The organism is Streptomyces sp. NPDC005492 (assembly GCF_040605995.1).
Classification (GTDB): Bacteria; Actinomycetota; Actinomycetes; order Streptomycetales; family Streptomycetaceae; genus Streptomyces.
The window spans coordinates 161,472-178,946 of the sequence record NZ_JBEXDX010000012.1 but is presented as its reverse complement, the minus strand read 5'-3'; the positions used below and the strand labels follow the sequence as shown (position 1 = coordinate 178,946).

At 68.7% G+C, this 17,475-nt stretch carries 15 protein-coding genes and 1 pseudogene; 12 read left to right on the top strand and 4 right to left on the bottom strand.

Annotated features, from left to right (window positions below):
• Positions 1 to 34 precede the first annotated feature (34 nt).
• Entirely contained in the window at positions 35 to 1,615 is a 1,581-nt protein-coding gene (locus tag ABZT04_RS19100; protein ID WP_356057800.1) for an ABC transporter substrate-binding protein, read from the top strand.
• A gap of 70 nt (positions 1,616 to 1,685) precedes the next feature.
• On the opposite strand, the gene ABZT04_RS19095 is transcribed toward ABZT04_RS19100, so the two are convergent.
• Complete coding sequence (locus ABZT04_RS19095; RefSeq protein ID WP_019066105.1) at positions 1,686 to 2,357, bottom strand: response regulator transcription factor; 672 nt, start codon at positions 2,355 to 2,357, stop codon at positions 1,686 to 1,688.
• A 175-nt stretch (positions 2,358 to 2,532) separates the two neighbouring features.
• A complete protein-coding gene (locus ABZT04_RS19090; RefSeq protein WP_356057799.1) occupies positions 2,533 to 3,495 on the bottom strand; it encodes a PD-(D/E)XK nuclease family protein in 963 nt (320 codons plus the stop codon).
• A 175-nt stretch (positions 3,496 to 3,670) separates the two neighbouring features.
• Here ABZT04_RS19090 and ABZT04_RS19085 point away from each other — a divergent pair, with 175 nt between their 5' ends.
• The 3 genes from ABZT04_RS19085 (at position 3,671) to ABZT04_RS19075 (ending at position 6,963) form a co-directional block, all read left to right on the top strand.
• Positions 3,671 to 5,185: a site-2 protease family protein gene (locus ABZT04_RS19085; RefSeq protein ID WP_356057797.1), complete on the top strand. Its 1,515-nt coding sequence runs from the start codon at positions 3,671 to 3,673 to the stop codon at positions 5,183 to 5,185.
• Positions 5,186 to 5,235: 50 nt separating this feature from the next.
• The gene (locus ABZT04_RS19080) at positions 5,236 to 6,141 is read left to right on the top strand and encodes a tRNA (adenine-N1)-methyltransferase (protein WP_356057796.1); all 906 of its coding nucleotides are present in this window, start codon (positions 5,236 to 5,238) and stop codon (positions 6,139 to 6,141) included.
• A 237-nt stretch (positions 6,142 to 6,378) separates the two neighbouring features.
• Positions 6,379 to 6,963, top strand: a complete 585-nt coding sequence (locus tag ABZT04_RS19075) for a hypothetical protein (protein ID WP_356057794.1) — start codon at positions 6,379 to 6,381, stop codon at positions 6,961 to 6,963.
• A 14-nt stretch (positions 6,964 to 6,977) separates the two neighbouring features.
• Here ABZT04_RS19075 and ABZT04_RS19070 read toward each other — a convergent pair whose 3' ends face one another.
• A complete protein-coding gene (locus ABZT04_RS19070) occupies positions 6,978 to 7,277 on the bottom strand; it encodes a ferredoxin (RefSeq protein WP_356057793.1) in 300 nt (99 codons plus the stop codon).
• Positions 7,278 to 7,667: 390 nt separating this feature from the next.
• On the opposite strand from ABZT04_RS19070, the gene arc reads away from it, so the two are divergent.
• The 6 genes and pseudogenes from arc (at position 7,668) to prcA (ending at position 13,545) form a co-directional block, all read left to right on the top strand.
• Complete coding sequence (gene arc / locus ABZT04_RS19065; protein ID WP_355906499.1) at positions 7,668 to 9,434, top strand: proteasome ATPase; 1,767 nt, start codon at positions 7,668 to 7,670, stop codon at positions 9,432 to 9,434.
• 245 nt (positions 9,435 to 9,679) lie between these two features.
• Positions 9,680 to 11,191: a depupylase/deamidase Dop gene (gene dop / locus ABZT04_RS19060; RefSeq protein ID WP_356057792.1), complete on the top strand. Its 1,512-nt coding sequence runs from the start codon at positions 9,680 to 9,682 to the stop codon at positions 11,189 to 11,191.
• Positions 11,192 to 11,346: 155 nt separating this feature from the next.
• Positions 11,347 to 11,565 carry a ubiquitin-like protein Pup gene (locus ABZT04_RS19055; protein ID WP_200680184.1) on the top strand — a complete coding sequence of 73 codons (219 nt, stop codon included), beginning with the start codon at positions 11,347 to 11,349 and terminating at the stop codon, positions 11,563 to 11,565.
• A gap of 184 nt (positions 11,566 to 11,749) precedes the next feature.
• Positions 11,750 to 11,929, top strand: a pseudogene (locus tag ABZT04_RS19050) (endonuclease VII domain-containing protein); the annotation flags it as partial.
• The gene (gene prcB, locus ABZT04_RS19045) at positions 11,881 to 12,726 is read left to right on the top strand and encodes a proteasome subunit beta (protein ID WP_356057791.1); all 846 of its coding nucleotides are present in this window, start codon (positions 11,881 to 11,883) and stop codon (positions 12,724 to 12,726) included. The pseudogene ABZT04_RS19050 and the gene prcB, both read left to right, overlap by 49 nt.
• A 69-nt stretch (positions 12,727 to 12,795) precedes the next feature.
• Entirely contained in the window at positions 12,796 to 13,545 is a 750-nt protein-coding gene (gene prcA / locus ABZT04_RS19040) for a proteasome subunit alpha (protein ID WP_356057790.1), read from the top strand.
• Positions 13,546 to 13,615: 70 nt separating this feature from the next.
• Here the strand turns inward: prcA and ABZT04_RS19035 are convergent, their stop codons facing one another.
• On the bottom strand, positions 13,616 to 14,632 hold the full coding sequence (locus ABZT04_RS19035; RefSeq protein WP_356057789.1) for a LacI family DNA-binding transcriptional regulator: 1,017 nt from the start codon (positions 14,630 to 14,632) through the stop codon (positions 13,616 to 13,618).
• A gap of 98 nt (positions 14,633 to 14,730) precedes the next feature.
• Here ABZT04_RS19035 and ABZT04_RS19030 point away from each other — a divergent pair, with 98 nt between their 5' ends.
• Both ABZT04_RS19030 and pafA read left to right on the top strand, forming a co-directional pair.
• Positions 14,731 to 15,990: an MFS transporter gene (locus ABZT04_RS19030; protein ID WP_356057788.1), complete on the top strand. Its 1,260-nt coding sequence runs from the start codon at positions 14,731 to 14,733 to the stop codon at positions 15,988 to 15,990.
• Positions 15,991 to 15,999: 9 nt separating this feature from the next.
• Positions 16,000 to 17,361 carry a Pup--protein ligase gene (pafA, locus tag ABZT04_RS19025; RefSeq protein WP_171143128.1) on the top strand — a complete coding sequence of 454 codons (1,362 nt, stop codon included), beginning with the start codon at positions 16,000 to 16,002 and terminating at the stop codon, positions 17,359 to 17,361.
• The last annotated feature ends 114 nt before the right edge of the window (positions 17,362 to 17,475 follow it).

Genomic DNA, 17,475 nt, shown 5'->3' with positions numbered 1-17,475 from the left:
GACTTCTCAAGCACCGAAGACAAGGCACCACGCAGTGAACAAGCTCCACCAGTGGCCAGTCCTGCCGATCGTGGCGGGGCTGGCCTCCGGCCTGTTGACCGGATGCGGCTCCCAGACGGGCGGCTCCTCGGACACCGGCTCCTCCATCGTCATGGGAATGTCCGACGACGTCCTGGCCACCGACCCCGCCTCCGGCTACGACCCCGGCTCCTGGCTGCTGTTCGACAACGTCTTCCAGTCGCTGCTCAGCTTCCCCAAGGGCGGCACCGAACCACAGCCCGAGGTCGCCAAGGAGTGCTCCTTCACGGACTCCCGGGCCCAGGTCTACCGCTGCACCCTCAAGACCGGCCTGGAGTTCAGCAACGGCGATCCGCTCACCTCGAAGGACGTCAAGTTCTCCTTCGACCGCATGCTGAAGATCGACGACGCCGCCGGTCCCGCGATCATGTTCCCGATGCTCGACAAGGTCGAGACACCGGACGAGAAGACCGTCGTCTTCAGGCTCAACACCTCCGACGCCACCTTCCCGAGCAAGCTCGCCTCCGGCGCCGGCTCGATCGTCGACCACACCCAGTACGACGCGAACGGACTCCGCGAGGACGGCGAAGCGGTCGGCTCCGGCCCGTACAAGCTCGACTCCTACGGCGACGACGAGGCCGTGTTCTCCGTCAACGACCACTACAAGGGCACCGCCGAGGTGAAGAACTCCGGCGTCACCCTCAGGTTCTTCCACGGCGACCAGAGCGCCCTGAAGACGGCCCTCCTCGACAACAAGGTCGACATCGCCTACCGCGGCCTGACCGCCACCGACATCGCGGACATCGAGAACTCCGGCGACAGCGACGGCGTCGAGGTCGTCGAGGGCAGCAGCGCCGAGGTCCAGCACCTCGTCTTCAACATGGACGACCCCGTCGCGGGACAACTCGGCGTCCGCAAGGCGATCGCCCACCTCCTCGACCGCGACGCCCTCATCCGGGACGTCTACAAGGACACGGCGACCCCGCTCTACTCGATCATCCCGGCCGGCATCGCGGGCCACACCACGTCCTTCTTCGACACCTACGGCTCCCGCCCCTCCAAGGCCGAGGCACGGGCCGCGCTGGAGGCCGCCGGCATCACCGGCAAGGTGAAACTCACTCTCTGGTCCACCCCCTCCCGCTACGGCCCCGCCACCGACCGGGAGTTGAAGGCCATCGCCGAACAACTCGACGCCAGCGGCCTGTTCGACGCCGACGTGAAGTCCGTGGCCTACGACCAGTACGAGAAGGACATCGCCAAGGGCAAGTACGGCGTCTACGTGAAGGGCTGGGTGCCGGACTACCCCGACGCCGACAACTTCACCGCCCCGTTCTTCGGCAAGGGCAACGTCCTGAGCAACAACTACACGAACAACACGATCACCGACACGCTCATCCCCAGGACCGCCGCCCAGAGCGACCGCGGAGCCACCGACGCCGACTACGGCAAGCTCCAGGACATCGTCGCCGACCAACTGCCCGTCCTCCCGGTCTGGCAGGCCAAGCAGTACGCGGTCACCCGCGAGAACGTCTACGGCCTCGAATACTGCCTCGACGCCTCGACGGTGTTCCGCTTCTGGGAACTCAGCAAGGGCTGAATCCGCCCCGAACACACGGAGAGGGCGCCCCTGTCAGGAAGGGGCGCCCTCTCCGTGTGTACACCGGCCTCTACTGCGCGCCGGGACGCACCAGCCCGCTCTCGTACGCGTACACCGCGGCCTGCACCCGGTCCCGCAGACCCAGCTTGGTCAGCACATGCCCCACATGCGTCTTGACGGTGGTCTCGCTGACGAAGAGATCGGCGGCGATCTCGGCGTTCGACAACCCGCGCGCCACCAGTTTCAACACCTCGACCTCACGCTCGGTCAGCGTGTGCAGGGCATCCGGAACCGGCTCGTCACCGGACGGCAGATGACCCGCGTACTTGTCGAGCAGCCGCCGCGTGATGCTCGGCGCGAGCATGGCCTCGCCGGCGGCCACCACCCGGATCGCCTGCACCAACTCGTTCGCCGGCGCGTCCTTCAACAGAAAGCCGCTGGCCCCCGCCCGCAACGCCTCCACCACGTACTCGTCGAGGTCGAAGGTCGTCAGCACCAGCACCTTCGCCGGACCGTCCCGCCCGGGACCGGTGATCTGCCGGGTCGCCTCCACCCCGTCCATCCGCGGCATACGGATGTCCATCAGCACCACATCGGGCTGCAGAGCCCGCACCTGGTCAAGCGCCTGCAGCCCGTCACCGGCCTCACCGACGACCGCGAGATCCTGCTCGGCCTCCAGAATCATCCGGAACCCGGTGCGCAGCAGCGGCTGATCATCGACAAGTAGGACGCGGATGGCCACGTGAGTCTCCTTCGCTAGCCCGGCCCCATTCTGCCCTGCGCGAGCCGGGGCGACTCGACCGGCCTGAGGGGGTGGCCTGGGGGAGTCGGCGCCGAGTGGCTTTGCCCTTGGCTTCCGGTGGTACGCCGTCCATGGCTTGCGAGTGCGGAGAACCCCTCCGGGCCCAGCCGGGAATTCAGTCCCTCACCTGAGGCCCCCCGGCCGAAAGACCGTCCCTCACCCCTACAGGCAGCGGATAAGGCGGAGGAGTCCCCCCGAACTCCGGGCACACCGCCTGGTGATCGCACCAACCGCACAGCTTCGTCGGGCGTGGGCGCCACTCGCCCGTCTCGGTGGCCAGCCGGATAGCCTCCCACAGCGCCAGCAGCTTGCGCTCGACGCGCTCCAGGTCGGCGAGGTCGGGGTCGTACGTCAGCATGTCCCCGCTGCCGAGATACACCAACTGGAGCCGCCGCGGGACGACTTGCTTCAACCGCCAGACCACGAGCGCGTAGAACTTCATCTGGAACAGCGCACCCTCGGCGTACTCCGGCCGGGGCGCCTTGCCCGTCTTGTAGTCGACGATCCGCACATCGCCCGTCGGCGCCACATCGACCCGGTCGATGATCCCGCGCAGCTTCAGCCCCGAATCCAACTCGGCCTCGACGAACAACTCCCGCTCGGCCGGCTCCAGCCGCGTCGGATCCTCGAGGGAGAACCAGCGCTCGACCAACCGCTCCGCCTCCCCGAGCCAGCGCGCCAGCCGCTCGCCCTCGGGATCGTCGGCGAACAACTCCACGACCTCCGGCCGGGACTCCCGCAACCGGTCCCACTGCCCGGGGATCAGCGACTTCGCACGCGGCGCCGTACGCTCGGCCGCCGGCGCGTCGAAGAGCCGCTCAAGGACCGAGTGCACCAGAGTCCCCCGAGTCGCCGCCTCGCTCGGCTTCTCCGGCAGCCGGTCGATCACCCGGAACCGGTACAGCAACGGGCACTGCATGAAGTCACTGGCACGCGAGGGCGACAGCGACGCGGGCGCTATGGCGACACGCTCGACCACGCCCGCCGTCCCCGGCTCTACCGTCACTTCCGCGGTCGGTCCCGCCGCCGCGCCCTCGTCGCAGGACATCCCCGCGACGCCCTCGGTACTCGTCTCCATGCCCACAGACCTTACGGCCCGCCACTGACAGTGACCCGATCCCGGTCGACGCACCCGCGACAGCCGGGGAAACACGGGGGGTGCCGGGGCGGAACGCGTCGCGACCGCCGCATACCATCGACCCGAGACCCCTCCGCCCGGTCGGCGCGGAGGACGCTTCGAACGAGGGGACACCGTGGACGAGAGCGGCGGGAGCGGGCAGCCGCGGTCCGGCACCAACGAGCCGACCGAGCACACCACGGGTGCCACGACCCCGGCCGCCGGCCCCCGGACCTCCGCCGAGGGGACCGGGGAAGCGCACACGTCGTCGGGTGAACACGAAGGCGCGGACAAGTCGGCGGAAGAGCACGGGCCCACGAGCCCGTCATCCGCTCCCGCCGAGTCCACGGACGGCGAGCCGGACCCCGACAGCGGCCCCGCAGCACCTGACCACGCTGACATCCACGACCGAGCCCCCGACCGCCCCCACGCCCACAGCGAGGCTCACACCAGCGCCAACCCCGGCATCGCCAAGGGACGCCCCCCGCAGCGACCCAAGGAGCCCGGCGGTGGCCTGCTGATGGGGCGGCCCTTCGGGGTGCCCGTCTACGTGGCGCCCAGTTGGTTCCTCGTCGCCGCGCTCATCACCTGGGTGTTCGGCGGGCAGCTCGACCGCGTGCTGCCCGAACTCGGCGCCGCCCGCTACCTCGTGGCCCTCTTCTTCGCCGTCGCCTTCTACGGCTCGGTCCTGGTGCACGAACTCGCCCACACCGTCGCCGCCCTCCGCTTCAAACTCCCGGTCCGCCGCATCCAGTTGCAGTTCTTCGGCGGCGTCTCCGAGATCGAGAAGGAGGCCGAGACCCCGGGCCGGGAATTCGTGCTGGCCTTCGTCGGCCCGCTGCTCTCCCTGATCCTCTCGGGCATCTTTTACCTGGCCATGCTCCCCACCGAACCCGGCACCGTCCCCGGCGTCCTCCTGGCCGGCCTGATGGTCTCCAACCTCATCGTGGCCGCCTTCAACCTGCTGCCCGGCCTGCCCCTCGACGGCGGCCGTATGCTCCGCGCCGTCGTCTGGAAGATCACCGGCAGGCCCATGAGCGGCACCGTCGCCGCCGCCTGGGTCGGCCGCGCCCTCGCCGTCTCCGTCCTCATCGGCCTCCCGCTGCTCACCCAGACCGGCGCCCTCGGAACCAACACCGAGGACATCAACGGCATGGACACCGTCACGGACGCCCTGCTGGCCGCGATCCTCGCCGCGATCATCTGGACCGGCGCGGGCAACAGCCTCCGTATGGCCCGACTGCGCGAACACCTCCCCGAACTGCGCGCCCGCAACCTCACCCGCCGCGCGGTACCCGTCGAGACCGACACCCCGCTCTCCGAGGCCCTGCGCCGCGCCAACGCCGCCGGCGCCCGCGCCCTGGTCGTCGTCGACGCCGACGGCGAGCCCCTCTCGCTCGTCCGCGAGGCCGCCATCGTCGGAGTCCCCGAACACCGCCGCCCCTGGGTCACCGTCAGCGGCCTCGCCCAGGACCTCACCGACGGCATGCGCGTCTCCGCGGAACTCGCCGGGGAGGACCTCCTCGACGCCCTGCGCGCCACCCCCGCCACCGAATACCTCGTGGTCGAGGAGACCGGCGAGATCTACGGCGTCCTGTCCGCCGCCGACGTGGAGCGCGCCTTCGTGAAGGCCATGGCCCGCCCCAACTGAGGCACGCGCGCGTGGTCGGCGGCCCCCGCAAACGCCGGTAGGGTGTTCACATGTCCGAACCGACCGGTGCCGCCCGCAGGCGCGGGCCCTTCAAGGTCGGGGACCAGGTTCAGCTGACCGACCCCAAGGGCCGCCACTACACGTTCACGCTCGAAGCGGGGAAGAACTTCCACACCCACAAGGGTTCCTTCCCGCACGACGAGCTGATCGGCGCACCCGAGGGCAGCGTTGTCCGCACCACCGGAAACGTCGCTTATCTCGCGCTGCGCCCCCTGCTCCCCGACTACGTCCTGTCCATGCCCCGCGGCGCCGCCGTGGTCTACCCCAAGGACGCGGGGCAGATCCTGTCCTTCGCGGACATCTTCCCCGGCGCACGCGTCGTGGAAGCGGGCGTCGGCTCCGGCTCGCTCAGCAGCTTCCTGCTGCGCGCCATCGGCGACCACGGCATGCTGCACTCCTACGAGCGCCGCGAGGACTTCGCCGAGATCGCCCAGCAGAACGTGGAGCGCTACTTCGGCGGCCCGCACCCCGCCTGGCAGCTCACCGTCGGCGACCTCCAGGACAACCTCTCCGACACGGACGTCGACCGCGTCATCCTCGACATGCTCGCCCCCTGGGAGTGCCTGGAGGCCGTCTCCAAGGCGCTCGTGCCCGGCGGCATCCTCTGCTGCTACGTCGCGACCACCACCCAGCTCGCCCGGACCGTCGAGTCCATTCGCGAGATCGGCTCCTTCAACGAGCCGACGGCCTGGGAGACGATGCTCCGCAACTGGCACGTCGAGGGCCTGGCCGTCCGCCCCGACCACCGGATGATCGGCCACACCGGCTTCCTCCTCACCGCCCGCCGCCTCGCGGACGGCGTCGAGCCCCCCATGCGCCGCCGCCGCCCCGCCAAGGGCGCCTACGGCGACGACTACACCGGCCCCAACGCCGAAGGCGGCGCCGCCGGTCGCTGAGCCCGCTCCCTGGCGGCCCTGTGCCGCACTCAACGCACGAACGCCGTGGCCGAGTTCCCGGAAGTCTCCAGGAACTCGGCCACGGCGTCCTGCTTCTGACACATCACCACCGCGGGGACTCCCACCCGCCCGTGCGACCCCGCGAACGAACTGCCGACCCTGCCGTTCCCCCGCACCGTGCCGTGTGGCAGCATGCAGGCCACCCCACCGGCACAGCCCTCACGGGAGACACTCCTAGTGCAGCACTCCGCCGTCCCGGAACTGGAACTGGCACACACGAACACCCGGCCCATCCACTGGGTCGCCATCGCCACGGCGCTCGCCGGTGTCGTCGCGCTCTCCTCGGTCCTGCAGCCCGACTCCGCCCGCGCCGCCCAGGCCTCGGGCCCGCAGACGAAGTCCGCGCCCACCACCGCCTCCGCACCCGCGACCACGGGCGTCGACTTCCCCATCCAGTGCGGCCCCCTGAAGGCCATCGTGCAGAAGAAGGCCACCGGAGACCTCGACGGCGACGGCAGGCCCGAGACCGTCGCCGTGGTCCACTGCGACGCCGGCATGGGCACCCCGCCCGACGGCGTCTACGTCCTCACCCAGGCAGCCAACGCCCGCACACCGCGCGTGGTCGCCACCCTGGTCGCCCCGAAGGCCCGGGAGACCGTCACCGACTTCTCCGTACGCGACGGCGCGGTCCTCGCGACCCTCCTCGGCTACTCCACCGAAGACGTGCCCAGTTGCTGCCCCGACGTCAAGGAAACCGCCAAGTGGCAGTGGCAGAACGGCGCGTTCGTCCGCTCCACCCCCGGCAACTCCCAGAGCATCTGACGACCCGCTGATCCTCAGGCCGCGTCGGGCCCGTACACCTCGACCCGGTCCGCGACCCGGCGCACGTGAATGCAGTCACCGGGGCACTCCTTGGCGGAGTCCACGACATCGGCCAACAAGGGCAGCGGGACCGGCGTGGTGGCGCCCTTGTCCTGCAACAGCTCGTCGTCCGGGCTCTTCACATAGGCCAGACCGTCGATGTCCAGCTCGAAGACCTCGGGGGCGTACTGGGCGCAGATGCCGTCGCCGGTACAGAGGTCCTGATCGATCCAGACCTCCAGCGCCCCGCCGTCGGCCGCGGCCTCGTCCTGCACGTGATGTCTCCTGATTCCGCCGGGTGTTGAACACCATCGACCCTACCTCCGCCCGCCCGAGAGGCCTTTCTCCGCGATCTCGGGTTTCACGCCACGACATGACGGACACTGTCCGCATGGACACTCTCAGTCAGGAGCCCGTGGCGGGTTTCCGCCGGGCCCCGAACCCGCCGATACGGCAACTCACGTCCGCCGTGAAGGGATTCGGCCGACCCGGCCTCGGAACAGTCGGCTTCTGAATCGCGTTGAGTGGGTATCCACACGGCGTGAGGGAGAGCGCAGGGTGACCGACGACACACCTTGACAGTCTTTGTGATCTAGGGGTTTCAATCGACACCCACCCAGGTAGGGTCTGGAAGCGTCCAGCTCCCCTTGGAGGAGGTGAGGACCGTGGCAGCCCACGACGACGACATGAACCGCGGCATCCGCCCGGGACGAGGGTCCGACGACCCGTCCGGGCAGATTGCCTACCTTGAGCAGGAGATCGCCGTCCTGCGACGTAAGCTCGCCGACTCTCCGCGACACACGAGGATTCTCGAAGAGCGGATCGTCGAGCTGCAGACCAATCTGGCCGGAGTTTCCGCCCAGAACGAGCGACTCGCCAACACGCTCCGTGAGGCCCGCGACCAGATCGTGGCCCTCAAGGAAGAAGTCGACCGGCTCGCACAGCCACCGGCCGGCTTCGGAGTCTTCCTCGTGGCCAACGAGGACGGCACCGCGGACATCTTCACCGGCGGTCGCAAACTACGGGTGAACGTCAGCCCAAGCGTGGAACTCGAAGAGCTCCGCCGCGGCCAGGAAGTAATGCTCAACGAAGCGCTCAACGTGGTCGAGGCCATGGAGTACGAGAGCGTCGGCGACATCGTCACCCTCAAGGAGATCCTCGAGGACGGCGAACGCGCACTCGTGGTGGGGCACACCGACGAGGAGCGGGTGGTGCGGCTCGCCGAGCCCCTGCTGGACATCACCATCCGCCCCGGCGACGCCCTGCTGCTCGAACCCCGTTCCGGCTACGTCTACGAGATCGTCCCGAAGAGCGAGGTCGAGGAACTCGTCCTCGAAGAGGTCCCCGACATCGGCTACGAGCAGATCGGCGGTCTGGGCGGCCAGATCGAGATGATCCGCGACGCGGTCGAACTGCCGTACCTCTACCCCGACCTCTTCAAGGAGCACGAACTGCGGCCGCCCAAGGGCGTCCTGCTGTATGGGCCCCCTGGATGCGGAAAGACGCTCATCGCCAAGGCCGTCGCCAACTCGCTGGCCAAGAAGGTCGCCGAAGTCACCGGACAGGCCACCGGCAAGAGCTTCTTCCTCAACATCAAGGGCCCCGAGCTCCTCAACAAGTACGTCGGCGAGACCGAGCGGCAGATCCGCCTCGTCTTCCAGCGTGCTCGTGAGAAGGCCAGCGAGGGCACACCCGTCATCGTCTTCTTCGACGAGATGGAATCCCTCTTCCGCACCCGCGGATCCGGCGTCAGCTCGGACGTGGAGAACACCATCGTCCCCCAGCTCCTCGCCGAGATCGACGGTGTCGAAGGCCTGCAGAACGTGGTCGTCATCGGCGCCTCGAACCGCGAGGACATGATCGACCCCGCCATCCTGCGCCCCGGCCGCCTGGACGTGAAGATCAAGATCGAGCGTCCCGACGCCGAGGCCGCCAAGGACATCTTCGGCAAGTACCTCACCGAACGCCTCCCGCTCCACCCCGACGACGTCGGCGAGCACAGCGGCGACAAGACCACCACCGTCCAGAGCATGATCCAGACGGCAGTGGAACACATGTACACGGAATCCGAGGAGAACCGCTTCCTGGAGGTCACCTACGCCAACGGTGACAAGGAAGTCCTCTACTTCAAGGACTTCAACTCCGGCGCCATGATCGAGAACATCGTGGGCCGGGCCAAGAAGATGGCCATCAAGGACTTCCTCGACCACAAGCAGAAGGGCATCCGCGTCTCCCACCTCCTCCAGGCCTGCGTGGACGAGTTCAAGGAGAACGAGGACCTGCCCAACACCACCAACCCCGACGACTGGGCCCGGATCTCCGGAAAGAAGGGCGAACGGATCGTCTACATCCGTACGCTCATCACCGGAAAGCAGGGCGCCGACACCGGACGCTCCATCGACACGGTGGCGAACACCGGTCAGTACCTGTAAAAAACAGGGCGGCTGCGGGTGCCCACGGCGGGTACCCGCAGCCGACTGCTTTTCAGGCCATGACCGCGACAAGGGGCGCGCGAGGCAATGACGCAAATGATCTCCCCACCAGCGCAAAGCCGTTCTAGGCTCTTCGGTACCGCCGAGTCGCGCAGTGCGGGGACGGGCACCGCACACGCACCGGAGCGCCAGCGGTACTTGAGCGGCGCCCCCGACCGAGGGCGCCGCCGGGCAAGGAGGGCCGCATGACCGTACGGCGAGTAATGGGCATCGAGACGGAGTACGGGATCTCCGTCCCCGGCCACCCCAACGCCAATGCCATGCTCACCTCGTCCCAGATCGTCAACGCCTACGCGGCGGCGATGCACCGGGCCCGGCGGGCCCGCTGGGACTTCGAGGAGGAGAATCCGCTGCGGGACGCGCGAGGCTTCGACCTCGCCCGGGAGGCCGCCGACTCCAGCCAGCTCACCGACGAGGACATCGGCCTCGCCAATGTCATCCTCACCAACGGCGCACGGCTCTACGTCGACCACGCACACCCGGAGTACAGCTCCCCGGAAGTCACCAACCCCATGGACGCCGTTCTGTGGGACAAGGCCGGCGAGCGCATCATGGCCGAGGCCGCCGAGCGCGCCGCCCAACTCCCGGGCGCCCAGCCGATCCACCTCTACAAGAACAACACCGACAACAAGGGCGCCTCCTACGGCACGCACGAGAACTACCTGATGAAGCGGGAGACCCCCTTCTCGGACATCGTGCGCCACCTGACGCCCTTCTTCGTCTCCCGCCAGGTCGTCACCGGAGCCGGCCGCGTCGGCATCGGCCAGGACGGACACGAACACGGCTTCCAGCTCAGCCAGCGCGCCGACTACTTCGAGGTCGAGGTCGGCCTGGAGACCACGCTGAAGCGCCCGATCATCAACACCCGCGACGAACCCCACGCGGACGCCGAGAAGTACCGCCGCCTGCACGTGATCATCGGCGACGCGAACCTCTCCGAGATCTCGACCTACCTCAAGCTGGGCACCACCGCCCTGGTCCTCTCCATGATCGAGGACGGCTTCATCGCGGTCGACCTCGCGGTGGACCAACCGGTCCGGACCCTCCACCAGGTCTCCCACGACCCCACCCTCAAGCGCCTGGTCACCCTCCGCAGCGGCCGGACCCTCACCGCGGTCCAGCTGCAGATGGAGTACTTCGAGCTCTCCCGCAAATACGTCGAGGAGCGCTACGGCTCCGACGCCGACGACCAGACCAAGGACGTCCTGGCCCGCTGGGAGGACACGCTCAACCGCCTGGAGAACGACCCGATGAGCCTGGCCGGCGAGCTGGACTGGGTCGCCAAACGGGAACTCATGGAGGGCTACCGGCGCCGCGACAGCCTCGACTGGGACGCGGCCCGGCTCCACCTCGTCGACCTCCAGTACGCGGACGTACGGGCCGAGAAGGGCCTCTACAACCGTCTGGCGGCCCGCGGCCGCATCAAGCGCCTGCTGGACGAGGACACGGTCGAGCGGGCCCGTACGACCCCGCCGGAGGACACCCGCGCGTACTTCCGCGGCCGCTGCCTGGAGCAGTACGCCGACGACGTCGCCGCGGCCTCCTGGGACTCCGTGATCTTCGACCTCCCGGGCCGGGACTCGCTCCAGCGCGTCCCAACCCTGGAACCGCTTCGCGGAACGCGTAATCACGTCAAGGAGCTCCTTGACCGCTGTCGTACGGCGGAAGACCTGGTCAGGGTCCTGTCGGGCGGCTGAGTGGACCCTCGGGTCCGGGCCGCCCGGCAGGGTGGAACGTCCGGTGGCCGGGAATCATCGAGGTGGCCGCCGTACGTTGTAGGAACTGCGGGGCCGATGTCAGTCCCTGCAAGTAGGGTCTGATCAAGAACGTCGAACCGAGCGGGGTGAGGGTTATGGCGACCAAGGACACCGGCGGCGGACAGCAGAAGGCGACGCGCTCCACGGAGGAGGTCGAGCAGCAGGCGGAAGAAGCGCAGGCGACCGACGATCTCAAGGAGCGCCACGAGAAGCTGAGCGATGACGTGGACTCCGTCCTGGACGAGATCGATGACGTCCTGGAGGAGAACGCCGAGGACTTCGTGCGTTCCTTCGTTCAGAAGGGCGGCCAGTAGGCCGCTCTACCCTTCGATTCGAAGGTGAACGGGGTGGCGTGGTGGCGGGCGGGGCGAAGATGAAGTGCTGCGTGTGGTGCGGCGAGACCGAGCCGCACGCAGCTTTCGCATCCGGCACAGGAATCGCCCGCGATTCGGGAAGATCCGGCCGCCTTCGGAGCGGCATGGGAATGCCTCCACCGTTCATGTGGATCACTGCCATGAGACGGGTAGGGTCCGAGGCGTACTGTGCTTCAACTGCAATTCGGCCATCGGCAAGTTGGGAGACGATCCCGACGCTGTCCGTCGGGCTGCCGCTTACTTGGAGGGAACGTCGTGGAAGCCAACACTCGTAGCACCGGGCGTCTACCGGCTGCCTTCCTGACGCCTGGGTCGTCGTCCTTCATGGATTTTCTCTCCGACCATCAGCCGGAGATGCTCCCGGGCAACCGGCAACTGCCGCCCACCCAGGGCGTCATCGAGGCCCCGCACGGCACGACCATCGTCGCCGTCACGTTCCCCGGCGGCGTGGTGCTCGCCGGTGACCGGCGGGCCACCATGGGCAATGTCATCGCGCAGCGGGACATCGAGAAGGTGTTCCCGGCGGACGAGTACTCGGCCGTCGGTATCGCCGGCACCGCGGGCCTCGCCGTCGAGATGGTCAAGCTCTTCCAGTTGGAGCTGGAGCACTTCGAGAAGGTCGAAGGCGCCCAGCTTTCCCTGGAGGGCAAGGCGAACCGGCTGTCCACGATGATCCGTTCCAACCTCGGCATGGCCATGCAGGGCCTGGCCGTGGTCCCGCTCTTCGCCGGGTTCGACGTGGACCGCGGCGTCGGTCGCATCTTCTCGTACGACGTGACGGGCGGCCGTTCCCAGGAGCTCGGTTACGCGGCCACCGGCTCCGGTTCGGTCTTCGCGCGCGGTGCGATGAAGAAGCTCTTCCACGACCAGTTGACCGAGGACGAGGCCACGACCCTGGTGGTCCAGGCCCTCTACGACGCGGCCGACGACGACTCGGCGACCGGTGGTCCCGATGTCGCCCGCCGGATCTACCCGATCGTCACCGTGATCACCGAGGACGGTTTCCGCCGGCTCACCGACGAGGAGTCCTCCGAGATCGCCCGCTCGATCCTGGAGCGGCGACTGCAGCAGCCCGACGGCCCGCGCGCCGCGCTGCTCTGATCGAGGGCCCGTTCTCATCAAGGTGATCCAGTGACTTCGACGGAACTTTAAAGAGAGGGACGGATACCGGTGTCGACGCCGTTCTATGTCTCACCCCAGCAGGCGATGGCCGACCGGGCGGAGTACGCCCGCAAGGGCATCGCCCGTGGCCGCAGCCTGGTCGTGCTGCAGTTCGCCGACGGCATTGTCTTCGTCGGCGAGAACCCGTCCCGTGCGCTGCACAAGTTCAGCGAGATCTATGACCGGATCGGGTTCGCGGCAGCCGGAAAGTACAACGAGTACGAGAACCTGCGGATCGGCGGTGTGAGGTACGCCGACATGCGCGGTTACACCTACGACCGCGCGGATGTGACCGCTCGTGGTCTCGCCAACGTCTATGCCCAGACGCTCGGCACGATCTTCTCCAGTGCGGCCGAGAAGCCGTACGAGGTGGAGTTGGTTGTCGCGGAGGTCGGGGACACGCCGGACGGTGACCAGATCTACCGGCTGCCGCACGACGGTTCGATCGTGGACGAGCACGGCTCGGTCGCGGTGGGCGGCAACGCGGAGACGATCAGCAGCTATCTGGACCAGCGTCACCGTGACGGTATGACCCTCGCGGAGGCGCTCAAGCTGGCCGTGCAGTCCCTGTCGCGCGATACGAACGGCAGCGAGCGGGAGATCCCCGCCGAGCGCCTGGAGGTCGCGGTCCTGGACCGTACGCGTCCGCAGGCCCGTAAGTTCAAGCGGATCGTCGGCCGTCAGCTCGCCCGCCTGCTGGAGGGCGAGAGCACGGACACCTCGTCGGACGGTGACGAGGCCGACGACGACGAGAAGTGAGTCGGCCTGGATCAGGTCTCTCGTGTGCCCCGGCCGGGTATCGGCCGGGGCACACGGCGTAGCGGACGCTTCAGGAGGCGCTCGGCGGCGCTGTGGACCCTCGTACGACCAGTTCCACCGGGATGTCGCCCTCGTGCGGTGTGCGGCCGTCCAGGACGGCCAGGAGGGCTCGCATGCCGTGTTCTCCGAAGAGTTCGGCGTCGAGGCGGACGGTGGTGAGCTCCGGGTCGATGGCGGTGGCCAGGGCGAGGTCGTCGAGGCCGGTGATGGAGATGTCCTCGGGGATGCGCAGACCGAGGCGGCGGGCAGCCTTGTAGGCGCCGGCGGCGAGTTTGTCGTCGTCGCAGACGAGGGCGGTGGGGCGGGGGCCGGGGGCCGCCAGGGCGGTCTCGGCGGCGGCCAGGGCGCCTTCGATGGAGATGGGGGCGCGGGTCGTACGGACCGTGGTGTTCTCGAACTTGCCCACCCGTACGGCCAGTTCGCGTGCGCGCACCTCGAAGGTCCAGGACGGGATGTCCGCGGCGAGGTGGAGGAAGCGACGGTGGCCCAGGGCCAGCAGGTGGTCGGCGACCTGGCGGACGCCGTCGGCGATGTCCAGGTTGACGGTGGCGGCGCCGAGGCTGCCCTCGGGGTCGCTGTCGAGCATCACGAGGGGGAGTTGGTCGCCGCGGATCGCGGTGAGGGCGTCGGCGGCCATGGAGGAGGCGATCACGCCGTCCAGGGCGGCCTGGGCCGAGGCGAAGGGGTCGCGGGCGGGGCCGATGCCCTCGGGCGAGGGGTAGAGGACCAGGCCGAAGCCGTGTTCGGCGGCGACGCGGGCGGCGCCGGTGTAGACGCCGGCGAAGAACTCCGTGGTCAGCGCGGGGACGACCAGGAGGACGGTACGGGTGCGTCCCAGCCTGAGATTGCGGGCCGCGAGGTTGGGTCGGTATCCCAGGTCACGTGCTGCTTCCCGGACGCGTTCTGCGGTGGTCTCCGAGACGCGGCCCCGCCACTTGTCGCCGAGTACCAGGGAGACGGCGGCCTGTGACACCCCTGCGGCCTGGGCGACGTCGCGGCTGGTGGGGCGGGTGCTGCCTCGTACCACCGTGGGGCTGCTCCTTCGGCCGGGCTCCGTCTGGACTCGTGACAGGGCACATGGTACGTATGACGGTGGAAGTTATACGTAAAACGTAAGGGTGGGGCATGGCCGTGGGATATCTGGAGATCCTCAGGGCGAGGCACGCCACGCGCCTGCTGGTGGGCACCCTGGTCGGCCGGCTGCCGAACGCGACCGCCGCCATCGCGATCGTGCTGTTCATCCGCGCGGAGGGCGGCACCTACAGCCTCGCGGGCGCGCTGGCGGCCGTGTACGGGATCGCCAACGCGGTCGGGCAGCCTCTCCTGGGGCGGCTGGTGGACGTCCACGGACAGCCGCGTGTGCAGTTGCCGGCGGCGGTCCTCTCGGCGCTCGCGATGGCCGTCTTCGCCTTCTGCGGCACCGATCCGCTGCCCCTCGCCTACGTCGCCATAGCCGCCGCGGGCCTGTTCGCGCCGCCCCTGGAGGGCGGTCTGCGGGCGCTGTGGCCGACCGTGCTGCGCCGGGAGGAACAGGTGCACACGGCGTACGCCATGGACGCGGTGGCGCAGGAGGTCATGTTCACCGTAGGGCCGTTGCTGGTGACGGTGTTCGTGTCGCTGTGGTCGGCCCCGGTGGCGCTGCTGGTGCTGAACCTCATCGGGGTGCTCGGCGCGCTCTCCGTGGTCGTGTCGCCGCCCTCGCGCGCGTGGCGGTCGGCTCCGCGTGCGGCGCACTGGCTGGGCGCCCTGCGCTCGCCCGGGCTGCTGGCGCTGCTGGGCGCCTTCCTGTTCGTCGGGATGGCGCTCGGGTCCATCACGGTCGCGTCCGTGTCGTACGCGGACGGGCACGGCGGTGACGTGGTGTACGGCTGGCTGATGGCCGCGATCGGCCTGGGCGCGCTGGTGGGCGGCACGGTCTACGGGGCGCGGCAGTGGAGCGGGGTGCCGGAGCGGCGACTGCGGGTCCTGGTGGGGCTGCTGGCGGTGTGTTACCTGCCGTTGATGCTCATGCCGGGGTCGGTCGCCATGGTGCTGCTGACCGTGCTCGCCGGGGTGTTCCTCGCGCCCGCGCTCGCCTGTGCCTTCATCATGGTCGACCGGCATGCGCCGAAGGGCACGGTCACCGAGGCTTTCTCGTGGCTTGTGACGACGTTCACGGTGGGGGCGTCGGTCGGAACGGGCGTGGCGGGGCCGGTCGTAGAGGCCGGTGGGGCCCTGTGGGGGTTCGCCGTGCCGGGGGTCGCGGGGGCCGTGTCGCTGCTGGTCCTCGTGGCGACCGGGAGGGTCCTCGCAGCTCCCGCCGGGGGTGCGGTGGTTGCGGCTTCATCGGAAAATGATCCAAACCGAGCTGTCGAACCCCGTTTCAGCACAGGGGATCGGGCGTAATGTTCACTCATGGACCGCCGCATTTTCGGGCTGGAGAACGAGTACGGCGTCACGTGTACGTTCAGGGGACAGCGCCGGCTGTCTCCCGACGAAGTGGCTCGGTACCTCTTCCGCCGTGTCGTGTCATGGGGCCGCAGCAGCAATGTCTTTCTGCGAAACGGCGCCCGGCTCTATCTCGACGTGGGCTCACATCCGGAATACGCGACCCCCGAATGTGACAACGTGACCGAACTGGTCACCCACGACAAAGCCGGCGAGCGCATTCTCGAAGGACTCCTGGTGGACGCCGAACGACGCCTGCACGAGGAGGGAATCGCGGGCGACGTCTACCTCTTCAAGAACAACACCGACTCGGCGGGCAACTCGTACGGCTGCCACGAGAACTACCTGGTGGCACGGCACGGCGAGTTCTCCCGGCTCGCGGACATCCTCATCCCGTTCCTGGTCACGCGTCAGTTGCTGTGCGGCGCGGGCAAGGTGCTGCAGACTCCGCGCGGCGCCGTGTACTGCGTCAGCCAGCGCGCCGAACACATCTGGGAGGGCGTCTCCTCGGCGACGACGCGTTCCCGGCCCATCATCAACACCCGGGACGAACCGCACGCGGACGCCGAGCGCTACCGCCGTCTCCACGTCATCGTGGGCGACTCGAACATGTCCGAGACGACCATGCTGCTCAAGGTCGGCGCCACCGACCTGGTGCTGCGCATGATCGAGGCGGGCACGGTGATGCGTGACCTGACCCTGGAGAACCCGATCCGGGCGATCCGTGAGGTGAGCCACGACATCACGGGCCGGCGCAAGGTGCGTCTGGCCAGCGGCCGTGAGGCCTCCGCGCTGGAGGTGCAGCGCGAGTACTACGAGAAGGCCGTGGACTTCGTCGAGCGCCGCGGCATCCGCACCGGCACCGTCGAGCAGGTCCTGGAACTCTGGGGCCGGGTGCTGGACTCGATCGAGGCCGAGGACCTCGACCGGATCGGCACCGAGATCGACTGGGTCATGAAGTACCAGTTGATCGAGCGGTACCGGGCCAAGCACAACATGACCATGTCCCACCCGCGGGTCGCCCAGATAGACCTCGCCTACCACGACATCCACCGTCGCCGAGGGCTCTACTACCTCCTGGAGAGGAAGGGCCAAGCCGCCCGAATCTGCAACGACTTGAAGATCTTCGAGGGCAAGTCCGTTCCGCCGCAGACCACTCGGGCCAGGCTCCGCGGCGACTTCATCCGCAGGGCTCAGGAACAGCGGCGGGACTTCACCGTCGACTGGGTCCATCTCAAGCTCAACGACCAGGCCCAGCGCACGGTGTTGTGCAAGGACCCGTTCCGTTCCGTGGACGACCGGGTGGAGAAACTGATCGCCGGAATGTAGGCGAAAGCATCCGGATACCGACGTCCGGATACATATTCGGTACGCCACACGGGCCCCGTACGTTTCACGTACGGGGCCCGCCTCACGCCGTAGAGTTGCGCGCACGCCATCAAC

Excerpts from the sequence above, each read along its gene's own strand:
- ABZT04_RS19080 (WP_356057796.1), top strand. The coding sequence starts at position 5,236 with ATGTCCGAACCGACCGGTGCCGCCCGCAGGCGCGGGCCCTTCAAGGTC.
- ABZT04_RS19090 (WP_356057799.1), bottom strand. The coding sequence starts at position 3,495 with ATGGAGACGAGTACCGAGGGCGTCGCGGGGATGTCCTGCGACGAGGGC.
- pafA (WP_171143128.1), top strand. The coding sequence starts at position 16,000 with ATGGACCGCCGCATTTTCGGGCTGGAGAACGAGTACGGCGTCACGTGT.
- ABZT04_RS19030 (WP_356057788.1), top strand. The coding sequence starts at position 14,731 with ATGGCCGTGGGATATCTGGAGATCCTCAGGGCGAGGCACGCCACGCGC.
- ABZT04_RS19055 (WP_200680184.1), top strand. The coding sequence starts at position 11,347 with ATGGCGACCAAGGACACCGGCGGCGGACAGCAGAAGGCGACGCGCTCC.
- dop (WP_356057792.1), top strand. The coding sequence starts at position 9,680 with ATGACCGTACGGCGAGTAATGGGCATCGAGACGGAGTACGGGATCTCC.